The organism is Acholeplasma equifetale ATCC 29724, from assembly GCF_000687735.1.
GTDB classification, from domain to species: Bacteria; Bacillota_I; Bacilli_A; order Acholeplasmatales; family Acholeplasmataceae; genus Acholeplasma; species Acholeplasma equifetale.
On the sequence record NZ_JHXL01000009.1, the window covers coordinates 1 to 11,648 of the forward strand.

10 protein-coding genes and 1 riboswitch are annotated in these 11,648 nt (G+C 30.5%); of the genes, 5 read left to right on the forward strand and 5 right to left on the reverse strand.

What is annotated here, in order from left to right; translation table 11 throughout:
* The first annotated feature begins 7 nt into the window (after window positions 1-7).
* Window positions 8-145, forward strand: a complete 138-nt coding sequence (locus tag T434_RS08085) for a transposase (protein WP_342668039.1) — start codon at window positions 8-10, stop codon at window positions 143-145.
* Window positions 146-281: 136 nt separating this feature from the next.
* On the opposite strand, the gene gcvPB is transcribed toward T434_RS08085, so the two are convergent.
* From gcvPB to gcvT, 4 genes are read right to left on the reverse strand one after another with little or no spacing between them, the layout of a single operon-like run.
* Window positions 282-1,727, reverse strand: coding sequence for an aminomethyl-transferring glycine dehydrogenase subunit GcvPB (gene gcvPB / locus T434_RS0104815; protein ID WP_026400130.1), 1,446 nt, complete (start codon window positions 1,725-1,727; stop codon window positions 282-284).
* Window positions 1,708-3,036 carry an aminomethyl-transferring glycine dehydrogenase subunit GcvPA gene (gene gcvPA, locus T434_RS0104820; RefSeq protein ID WP_026400131.1) on the reverse strand — a complete coding sequence of 443 codons (1,329 nt, stop codon included), beginning with the start codon at window positions 3,034-3,036 and terminating at the stop codon, window positions 1,708-1,710. Before gcvPA ends, gcvPB begins: the two co-directional genes overlap by 20 nt.
* Before the next feature lie 27 nt (window positions 3,037-3,063).
* Window positions 3,064-3,435: a glycine cleavage system protein GcvH gene (gene gcvH, locus T434_RS0104825; RefSeq protein ID WP_026400132.1), complete on the reverse strand. Its 372-nt coding sequence runs from the start codon at window positions 3,433-3,435 to the stop codon at window positions 3,064-3,066.
* Window positions 3,436-3,440: 5 nt separating this feature from the next.
* Window positions 3,441-4,520 carry a glycine cleavage system aminomethyltransferase GcvT gene (gene gcvT, locus T434_RS0104830; protein ID WP_051614435.1) on the reverse strand — a complete coding sequence of 360 codons (1,080 nt, stop codon included), beginning with the start codon at window positions 4,518-4,520 and terminating at the stop codon, window positions 3,441-3,443.
* A 106-nt stretch (window positions 4,521-4,626) separates the two neighbouring features.
* Here gcvT and T434_RS0104835 point away from each other — a divergent pair, with 106 nt between their 5' ends.
* Window positions 4,627-5,325, forward strand: a complete 699-nt coding sequence (locus T434_RS0104835; protein ID WP_026400134.1) for a metallophosphoesterase — start codon at window positions 4,627-4,629, stop codon at window positions 5,323-5,325.
* A gap of 49 nt (window positions 5,326-5,374) precedes the next feature.
* On the opposite strand, the gene gpmI is transcribed toward T434_RS0104835, so the two are convergent.
* Window positions 5,375-6,913: a 2,3-bisphosphoglycerate-independent phosphoglycerate mutase gene (gene gpmI / locus T434_RS0104840; protein WP_026400135.1), complete on the reverse strand. Its 1,539-nt coding sequence runs from the start codon at window positions 6,911-6,913 to the stop codon at window positions 5,375-5,377.
* A 143-nt stretch (window positions 6,914-7,056) separates the two neighbouring features.
* A riboswitch (FMN riboswitch) is annotated at window positions 7,057-7,178 on the forward strand.
* Between the two features lie 80 nt (window positions 7,179-7,258).
* On the opposite strand from gpmI, the gene T434_RS0104845 reads away from it, so the two are divergent.
* From T434_RS0104845 to T434_RS07080, 3 genes are all read left to right on the forward strand, one after another.
* Entirely contained in the window at window positions 7,259-7,978 is a 720-nt protein-coding gene (locus T434_RS0104845) for an ECF transporter S component (protein ID WP_026400136.1), read from the forward strand.
* A gap of 140 nt (window positions 7,979-8,118) precedes the next feature.
* Entirely contained in the window at window positions 8,119-9,414 is a 1,296-nt protein-coding gene (gene eno, locus T434_RS0104850; protein ID WP_026400137.1) for a phosphopyruvate hydratase, read from the forward strand.
* A 128-nt stretch (window positions 9,415-9,542) separates the two neighbouring features.
* Complete coding sequence (locus T434_RS07080; protein ID WP_051614437.1) at window positions 9,543-11,600, forward strand: ribonuclease R family protein; 2,058 nt, start codon at window positions 9,543-9,545, stop codon at window positions 11,598-11,600.
* The last annotated feature ends 48 nt before the right edge of the window (window positions 11,601-11,648 follow it).

The following is an 11,648-nucleotide window of genomic DNA, read 5'->3' on the forward strand; positions in this document are numbered from 1 at the left end:
CAGACGTATATCTAATGGACCTATTGAATCTACAAACTCTAAAATAAAAACTCTTATCAAAGCCTCTAATGGGATTAGAGACTTTAGAAGATTAAGAAACAAAATTATGTATTCTATCAACAAAGATACACCACTTAAAAACTAAAAATAATTATAGATTTATCGTTACAGTAAACAAAAAATGGAGGTACCTCCACATCTGTTATAGGTGTGGTGTACCTCCATATATGTTATAGGTCGATATGGATTAAACCTCCATATTAGTTATAGGACCTTTATTTTTATAAATCTTGATATTTAACTTTAGGTTCTCTTGCAGCTTTAGCTTCATCCAACTTTTTAACTGGTGTTTGATAAGGTGCATGAAGAACCAATTCGGGATTTTCATGAGCTTCTAATGCAATCTTTCTTAACGCATTTATAAAATCATCTAAGGTTTCTTTACTTTCAGTTTCAGTTGGCTCAATCATCATGGATTCATTAAAAATTAGTGGGAAATAAATTGTAGGTGCATGGAACCCATAATCAAGTAATCTTTTGGCGATATTTAATGTTTTAACATGAGTAGATTTATCAATTAAACCATTAAATACGAATTCATGCATTGTATTTTCTAAAATAGGTAATTGATATTGATCTTTTAAAGATGCCTTAATATAGTTAGCGTTTAAGTTTGCAAGTTTTCCGACATGTTTTAAGTTTTCTCTACCTAAAGAGCGAATATAGACGTATGCACGAAGATAAACAGAAGCATTACCAAAGAAATTTGATAGAGAACCGATAGAATCAATTGGTTCATAAAAATCATAATATCCGTTTTTATCAACAACAATTGGTTTTGGTAAAAATTCTTTTAAGAAAGATTTAACACCTACAGGTCCTGAACCTGGTCCACCACCACCGTGTGGTGTTGAAAACGTTTTATGTAAATTAAGATGAGTAATGTCAAATCCCATATCACCGGGACGACTAATACCTAACAGCGCGTTTAAATTTGCACCGTCATAATAAAGTAATCCACCAACATCATGAACAAGTTTAGAAATTTCTAAAATATCTTTTTCAAATACACCAGCGGTGTTAGGATTCGTAAGCATTAATCCTGCAACCTCATCATTTAAAACAGTTTTTAATGCTTCGATATTCATTGTACCATCTTGATTAGACTTAATTTCAATAACTTCAAATCCAGCAACAGAAGCACTAGCGGGGTTTGTTCCATGTGCACTATCTGGGATGATAATCTTAGTTCTTTTGAAATCTTTATTTTTTTCATGGTATTTTTTAATTATCATTAAACCTGCTAATTCCCCATGTGCTCCAGCATAAGTATTTAAACTATACGCATCCATACCGGTAATTTCAGATAAATAAGATGATAGTTCAGTATAAATTCGTAAGAACCCTTGTTGTGTTTTGGCAGGTTGTAAAGGATGAATTTCGCTAAAGCCTTTCAATGTTGCAAGTTCATCATTAATTTTAGGATTATATTTCATTGTACAAGAACCAAGAGGATAGAAGTTTGAATCAATACCAAAGTTCTTTTGTGAAACCTTTGTGTAATGACGAACTAAATCAAGTTCAGAAACTTCTGGTAAATTTGCCTCACTTGTTCTTAAAAGATGTTCTGGTAAATTAATATTTTTAAAATCATTTTTATGTAAGTTATGTGAAATTCGATTTTTCCTTGAAATTTCAAAAATTAATTTATCGTAAGTGTTTAGCATGAATTTCACCTACCTTTTTAACAAAGTCATTAATATCATTTGGACTTAACATTTCTGTATAAGCGAATAAGAATTTTTGATCACCTAGATATTGTGGTCCAAGATAACCAAGTTCAAGTAAATCTTCTTCAAACTCTTTTGGATGAATTTTAGATTTTAAAACAAACTCATTAAAATGAGGTTTATGATATACTTCCTCAAAATAACCTGTTTGAATGAGTTTTTCTTTTAAAGTGTAAGCTCCATTTAGCAATGTTTTAGCAAGTTCAATAAATCCATTTTTTCCAAGCCAAGATAAATAGATTGCTGCTGAGAGAGCCATTAAAGATTGGTTTGAGCAAATGTTTGAGTTTGCTTTTGCACGACGTATATGTTGTTCACGTGCTTGTAGTGTTAAGACAAATGCTCTTTTTCCAGATTCATCAGTTGTAACACCACATATGCGACCAGGTAATTTTCTTAGTAAATAATTTTTAGATGCTAAATAACCAGCATAAGCACCACCAGATGCTAGTGGCATACCTAAGGTTTGTAAGTCACCACAAGCAATGTCAGCACCTAATTCATTTGGTGTTTTAAGTAGTGCTAGTGATCTTATTTCGTGATTTAAAATGAATAAAGATTTATGTTTTTGGGTGTACTTAGATATATCATTGTAATCTTCAATAATTCCATATTTATTTGGATTGCTTAAAATGATAGCAGCTGAGTTTTCTAATACTGAATCTAAATCTGAAAAATCAGTGACACCATCTTTTTCAGGTAATTCAACGAATTCAACATTTCTAAAATGTCCATATGTTTTAATGACATCAATCAATTTTGGATGTAATGTTTTAGAATAAATTATTTTTCTTTTTTGAGTATGAGAAAGTGCCATAAGCATCGCTTCAGCAGTAGCAGTAGGACCGTCATACATTGATGCATTTGTTACATCCATACCAGTAATTTCTAAAATTAAAGACTGATATTCGAAAATATATTGAAGTGTTCCTTGTGAAACCTCTGGTTGATATGGTGTATAAGAAGTTAAAAATTCTTGTCGGTTTGTTAAACTCTTAACAACAGAAGGGGTATAAACGTGATATGCACCATATCCTCGAAATATTTTTAATCTTTGGTTTAAGTTAGATAAAGATTCTAAGTGTTTAGATAATTCAATATCATCCATTTGATTTGGAATATGATAATCACGATGTAATATTAATTCTTTGGGTATATTGCAAAATAAGTCATCAAGGTTTGAAACCTCAATGACTTTTAGCATTTCTTTTATATCTTCTTCAGTATGTGGTAAGTATTTATGCATAATTTCATCCCCTTTTATAGACAACTTTTAGTCTAATTGTCCTTCGTATTTTTCTACATCCATTAATTCATTTGATTCGTTAGGATTTGAAATTTCAATTTCGACAATCCAGTTATTAAATGGATCCTCATTAACTAATTCAGGATGATCAACTAATGCTTCATTGACCTTTGTAACTGTACCACTTAATGGCATATAAAGGTCAGATGCTGATTTTACAGATTCAACAGCAGCAAATACATCGCCTTTATTGAATTTTGTACCAACGCTTGGTAAATCAAAAAAGACGATATCTCCTAAATGCATTGCAGCATAAGAAGATATACCTACAATACCTTTATTTCCATCAATTTTAATCCATTCGTGTGTATCTGAATATAAAACGTCATACTTTGTCATGTTTATTACTCCTTTACATTATTCTTTTTAACATAAAAACGTTTATTTCTTATGATTGCTTTAACTAGCTTATTTCTAATCATAACATATACTTGTGTACCAATTCTACTATAATTTACATCAACTAATGCCATTGCTAAAGGTTTGTTTAATGATGGTGCTAAATAACCTGTAGTAATATGTCCAATTTCTTTATCATCAACAAATATTTTATATCCTTCTCTAGGAACATTACGTTCAAGTAATTCAATACCTACAGATTTTCTTTTTTGAGACATCATTGATGCTAATAATGCTTTTTTACCAATGAAATTATCTTTTTCAAGTGAGACACCAAACATTAAACCTGCTTCATAAGGATTAATCGTTTCATCGATTTCATGACCATATAATGGCATACTTGCTTCAAAACGAAGCGTATCTCTCGAACCTAAACCACAGGGTTTGATATTTAAAGATAAAAATTGATGCCATAAATTGATAATTGCTTCATATGGTGCATAGATTTCAAAACCATCTTCCCCTGTATATCCTGAGCGAGAGATTATAAGTTCATATTGATCAAGATATGTTTCAATGAAAGTCATTGAAATGGAAGGCAATGATTTGAGAATTTTAGAAATAACTTCTTCAGATTTTGGTCCTTGAACAGCTAATATTCCATGTGTAAAACTTTGATCAGTAATCTTTACACGTTCATCTTTAAGATGTTCAAATAGATGTTTTAAAACTTTCTCTTTGTTGGATGCATTTACAACAAGCATGAATTTATTTTTATTGAATGGGTAAATCATTAAATCATCAATAATTCCGGCATTTTCATTTAGTAAGAAAGAATATTTCATTTTTCGCTCAATTGTTAATTTTTGACTTAACATATATTCTAAAAATGAATAAGCACCATCACCTTCAATAAGAATTTGTCCCATGTGAGAAATATCAAACATACCTACAAATTCTCTAACTGTTAAATGTTCATCTTTTATACTAGAATAGTATAAAGGCATTATATATCCACCAAATGGTGTCATTGTAGCACCAAGCTTTATGTGTTCTTGATATAAAATTGTCGTTTTATCGCCCATGTTCATCTCCATATCTTTTATATACATTCATTATAACAAACATTCACTTAGTGAATGGATCTAACGATTATAAGATACGTGTTACAATATACTTGAGGTATTAAAAATGAAAAAATATTTTGTCTTTTCAGATATACATGGTTCCTTGACACCACTTTTAGTTGGATTGGAAAAAGCTGGATTTGATATTGATAATGAGTCTCATATTTTAATATCACTTGGTGATCATTTTGATAGAGGAATTGAAAATTTAAAAGTACTTGGATTTATTAAATATTTTGATCGAATGAATCGACTCATCATGATTAAAGGAAATCATGATGAATATTTAAGAAGATTTTTACTTGGTATTGATGATGGTATTATGAATATTCAATTTAATGGAATGGGAAATACCGTGATTGAATTAGCTGATTCTTCTGCTAACTCAATGGAAAAAATAAGACGGTCTATTTTAAAAAGACACCCCTACACATTAGATTTACTACAAAAAATGGTCGATCAATATGTACTGGGTAAGTACATATTTACACATGCGGGATTGGAATATAATAAAGAAAAGGGTTGGCATGTATATAATTTTGCAAGAACAATATATTTTGTTGAAAATTTTGACCCAAAAGACAACTATTATGTTTTTGGACATACTCATGCTGAAATATTAAATAAATATTTTTATAATAAAGAAAGTCATGAGCCATTTCGATATAAAAATTTCATAGGTATTGATACGAAAACAATTATTAGTAAAAAAGTGAATGTATTAGTTTTTGATGAAAATGGAAATGAAATTACAAATCAGTAAATGAAAAAGGTAGACTTATTACAGCCTACCTTTTTTTAATGATTACATACTATTTTTTAATAATAAGTGAAGAACCAGTCATTGCTTCAGGTTTATTGATTCCTAATAAATCAAGTAATGTTGGAGCAACATCACATAAGGCACCATCATTTCTTAATTCTAAACCTTCTTTAGTGATAACACATGGAACCGGATTTGTTGTATGTGCAGTATGTGGATTACCTAATTCATCACGCATTTGTTCAGCGTTACCATGGTCTGCTAACACAATAGCAACCCCACCTAATTCTTTAGTGATAACATCAACGATTTTACCCATGCATTCAACAGTAACTTCAACAGCTTTTGTAGTAGCTTCGATAGATCCAGTATGTCCAACCATATCAGGGTTTGCAAAGTTTAGAACCATTGTTTGGTATTTGTTAGTTCTCAATTCTGCAATCACTTTTTCTGTTAATTCATATGCTGCCATTTCAGGTTTAAGATCATAAGTAGCAACTTTTGGTGATTCAACTAAAATTCTTGTTGAATGAGCAAGTGGAACTTCTTTACCACCATCGAAGAAGAATGTAACGTGTGCATATTTTTCAGTTTCAGCAGCACGAATTTGACTTAAACCATTCTTTTCAATGACTTCACCATATAAATCTTCAAATGTTTGAAGTGGGAATGCTAATTCACCTTTAACAGTTTCTTTATAATGCATCATAGAAACGAAGAAGATATTCTTTGGAGCTTTTGAAATATTAAGCATTGGTTTACCTTCAGTTACTAATTCTTTAGTAGCTTCAGGGTTAGATAATGCAGTAGACATACGGATTGCACGGTCAGGACGGAAGTTTACAAAGATTACTGCATCGTTGTCTTTAATTAAACCTAATGGATTAACAACAAATGGTTTGATAAATTCATCTGTAATACCTTCATCATAAGAACGTTTAATACCTTCTAATACATCATCAATTAATGGTGCTTCACCTAGAGTCATTGCATCAAATGCAAGTTGAATACGATCCCAGTTATTGTCTCTATCCATTGCATAATAGCGACCTGCTAATGTTGCAACATTATAACCATAATCAACTAATGATTTTACATATTCATATCCAGATGTTTGAGGTGTATCGCGTCCATCAGTGAATGCATGTAAATAGGTTTGATCAATAACACCTTGTTCTTTAGCTAAATCGTATAATGCCTTAAAATGGTTAACATGTGAGTGAACACCACCATCAGAAACTAAACCCATGATGTGTAATTTTGTATTGTTTTTCTTCACATGATTGATTGCTTTTAAGAAGGCTTCGTTTTTAAAGAAACTACCATCTTTAATTGCAACATTGATACGTGAAAGTGATTGCCAAACAACTCTACCTGCACCTAAATTCAAGTGTCCGACTTCACTGTTTCCCATTTGACCTTCTGGTAAACCAACGGCTTCACCAGATGTATTTAAAGTCGTATTAGGATATTTTTTTAATAAATTGTCTAAATACTCAGTATTAGCAAGGGAAACTGAGTTAGAACTTGAAGGTTTAGCTAAGCCTAAACCATCCATGATAATTAAAGCTGCAAATTTTTCTGCCATAATATTCATACCTCTTTTCTTATGTCCTTAATTATTATACTATTTTTATTGATAGAAAACGATAAATTATATTATGAAAATGCATTCATAATGATATTATTTGCACATAATGCACAATGATGGTAAAATGTCTATGCAAACTAAATCATCTTCGGGGCGAGGCGAAATTCCTCACCGGCAGTTAAAGTCTGCGAGCAAAGTATTCTTTGCAGGAACTTGTGAAATTCAAGTACCGACAGTATAGTCTGGATGGGAGAAGATATTGTTCATTTTTTGACGTCTTTTTTTGAGTTACCCGAAATGGTTTGTTTGGGTAACTTTTTTTGTCGAAGGAGGATGTTATTAATGAGTCAAAACCACTATCTCATTAAAAAAATGATATATTTAGTTACTCTTACAGCCATTTCTGTTGTCTTGGGGTTATTTGAAATACCTCTGGCACCAGGAGTAGATTGGCTAAAACTTGATTTAAGTGAGGTTATAGTCCTAATCACTTTTATGATTTTAGGATTTAAAAACACCTTTATCTTGATAATTTTAAGAGGTATTACACGACAATTTATTCAAGGAGATCTATTAATACCGACAGAACTATGGGGAGAAGTGATTGCACTTATTGCGAGTTTAACGCTTGTTGGTTCATATTATCTATTATCTAGATTATTAGGCCGTCACGATAAACCACTTTTTAATGCAGCCTATTCTTCAGAACCATTTAAGTTTTGGGAAAGTATTGTAATCATTTTTGGTGTGACAATTATTTTATCTTTTGTATTGTTACTATCTAATATTTTTGTTACAACACCTGTGTATTTATCACTTTTATCTTCATACAGTGGTGTTATTCAGTTAAATGGGTTCCATTTTACAGTATTCTCATTGTTAGAAGATCCAGGTATGATGAATGTATTTGGTCTTAATTTGTCAAGCTGGGAAGCATATACAACTTTTATACTCGTAAATTACGGTTTACTTAATGTAAGTAAAGGTTTACTTACAACTTTAATTACATTACCATTAAGAGAACGTTTAGTATATTTCAATTTATTCCAAAATGTTCGTTAATTAAGAAGTGCAATTGTAAAAATAGGATTATAAACCTGAAGTATACGCTTTCATTTACTGAGTTTATTGTAAATAAATATAATTAAGGTATAATATAAATTGGTCAAAAACTTTATAAAAAAAAACAAAGGAGAAAAATAATGCCATATATTACAAATGTGTATGCTAGAGAAGTATTAGACTCTCGCGGTAACCCAACTATCGAAGTTGAAGTTACAACAGAATCTGGTGCATTTGGTAGAGCTTTAGTTCCATCTGGTGCATCAACTGGTGAACATGAAGCGGTTGAATTACGTGACGGTGATAAAACACGTTACTTAGGTAAAGGTGTTTTAAAAGCTGTTGAAAACGTAAATGAAATCATTGGACCAGCAATCTTGGGAGAATCTGTATTCGAACAAAACTTAATCGATAAAAGAATGATCGAATTAGATGGCACTAAGAATAAAGGTAAATTAGGTGCAAACGCTATTTTAGGTGTTTCAATTGCTGTTGCAAAAGCTGCCGCAGACTTACTAAATATTCCTTTATATCAATATTTAGGCGGATTCAATGCTAAACAATTACCAGTACCAATGATGAATATTGTCAACGGTGGTGCTCACTCAGATGCTCCAATCGATTTCCAAGAATTCATGATTTATCCTGTTGGAGCTCCTTCATTCAAAGAAGCTTTACGTTGGGGAGCTGAAGTATTCCATAACTTAAAAGCTATCTTAAAGAAACAAGGATTAGTAACTGCTGTTGGTGATGAAGGTGGATTTGCTCCAAACCTTAAATCAAATGAAGATGTTATCGAAAACATTTTAGCTGCTATTAAAGCTGCTGGGTATGTTCCAGGTAAAGATATTTTCATCGGATTCGACGTTGCTGCTTCAGAATTCTATGACAAATCAAAAGGTAAATATGTATTCAAAAAATCAACTAAACAAGAATTCTCACCTGCTGAAATGGTTGAATACTATGCTAATTTAGTTGATAAATATCCAATCATCTCAATTGAAGATGGTATGGATGAAAACGACTGGGAAGGTTGGAAATTATTAACTGACCGTCTTGGTAAGAAGATTCAGTTAGTTGGTGATGACCTATTCGTTACAAACACTGAATACTTAAAGAAAGGTATCGAAATGGGTGTTGCTAACTCAATCTTAATTAAAGTTAACCAAATCGGTACATTAACAGAAACATTTGATGCAATTGAAATGGCTAAACGTGCTGGTTATACAGCAGTAGTATCACACCGTTCAGGTGAAACAGAAGATACTACAATTAGTGATATCGCTGTTGCTACAAATGCTGGTCAAATTAAAACTGGTTCAGCATCACGTACAGACCGCGTTGCTAAATACAACCAATTAATTAGAATTGAAGACCAATTAGGTGAAGCTTCACAATACTTAGGTCTTGATTCATTCTACAACTTAAAAAAATAAGTTAATTTAAATAAAGAGTGCTTAGACTAAATAAGCATTCTTTTTTTTATATAAAGACTTCTGCAAAAAAATAGTCAAAAATATATAATTATTTATGTTAAAATATTATATATAGATAGAGGTGTAATATGGATACAAAGCATTTTTTCATTTGGTTTTACCAACTTCATACAACTCACATAAATATCAAGGATGCTAAAGAAAAATTTGGTGATGATTTTGATTCAATGCTTGGTCAATTAACACCTTTTTTTCATATGTCGAAAGACGGATTAATGAGTTTAAAGAAACAATATAAAATTGGTATTATTGATATCAAAAAAACTCAGAGTTTTTTAATTACGGATGATGAATTTGACTATCGTATTGATTTAGATGATTTAAATGGTGCATTAGATAAAGATATTGTTTTAGCGAAAGTAGATGTGGTTGATCCTTTTGTTGTTACAGTATTAAAATCAAATCTAACTCAAATTATTGCTTTAGTTAAAAAAACAAAAAAATTCATTCGTTTCGATAGCGAAGTAACACGCGATAAATTAATTATTGTAAACGATATACCTGATTATTTAGTCGATGGTCATTATTGTTTACTTCATGTTGAAAATCAAACCAAAACAACGATTGAAACAAAATTTATTGAGGTAATTGGACATCAAAATGATCCAGATATGGATATTGTCAAAATCATTTATGAATATGGTTGGCATACTAAATTTAGTAAAGAACTTTTAAAAGAGTTATCAGAAATTAAAGTAGATGATGTATATGAAAAATCATATCGTCGTGATTTAACAAATGAATTAATTGTTACAATTGATGGTGCTGATGCTAAAGATTTAGATGATGCAATTTCATTAAAAGAACTTGATGATGAACATGTACTTTTAGGTGTGCATATTGCAGATGTTTCTTATTTTGTTAAAGAAGGTTCTTTAATTGATCAAGAAGCGTATCAAAGAGCTACAAGTGTATATTTAGCTGATCGCGTTATACCAATGTTGCCACATGCTTTAAGTAATGATTTATGTAGTTTAAATCCTAATGAGGAAAAATATACATTATCTGTTTTAATGAAAATTAATAAAAACATGGAAGTTGTATCTCATGAAATTTTTCCATCAGTAATTAAAACATCATATCGATTAACGTATGACAGAGTGAATGATTTTTTATACAACTTCAAAACATTTGAAGATGAAAGATTAAATCAAATGTTATTAAAGATGAATGAAATATCTATGCAACTTAAGCGTCTTCGATATAAAAGAGGAGCAATTGATTTTCATTCTATAGAATTGGGTTTTGTTATCAAAAATCATGAGGTTTTAGATGTCTATCAAAGAACATCAGACGATGCAGAAAAGTTAATTGAATCTTTCATGATTTTAACAAACGAAGTTATATCTAAACACATGTATGACTTAGGTTATCCAAATATTTATCGTATACATGAAAAACCTGATTTGGTTAAAATTGATCAAGCATATCAAACATTAAGAGTATTAGGATTTCATCCAAGTCAAAAACTAAAAAGTCAGCATAAAATCTTACAACAATTAACAGAAGAAAGTATGAAAACAAGGTACGGAAGTATCGTACATACCGTTTTATTACGTGCAATGCAAAAAGCTAAATATTATTTTGAACCAATAGGACATTTTGGCTTAGCAAGCGCTTATTACTCACATTTTACTTCACCTATAAGAAGATATCCTGACTTATTTTTACATCGAATGATTCGAGATATTATATTTGATCATAAAGAAAAAGCAATCAATCATTATAGACAAATATTGCCTGAGGTTTCAGAACATACTTCCATTCAAGAACGTACAGCAATCCAAATGGAACGCGATGTAGAAAAACTTATGAGCTGTTTATACATGAAAAAATATGTAGGACAAGTTTATGAGGCTATTATCACACAAGTTATGATGAATGGATTCTTTGTTAGAACTCATAAAGGTATAGAAGGTTTTGTACACTTAAAAAATGTTGATGATTATTTGGTTTACCATGAAGCTAAAATGTTATTTACTTCAAGTCAGGGTAAAAAGTATCGATTAGGTGATACAATTCAAGTTCAATTATTAAAAGTTGATATGGATGAATTAAAAATTGATTTTACTATTTATAAAAAAAGAGAAATTAAGTCAAAAAATAAATCTAAAAAAAGAAAGTAAACTTATAGAGTAATTTAAATTATTCTTGTAAAATGAAAAGAAAGTAAA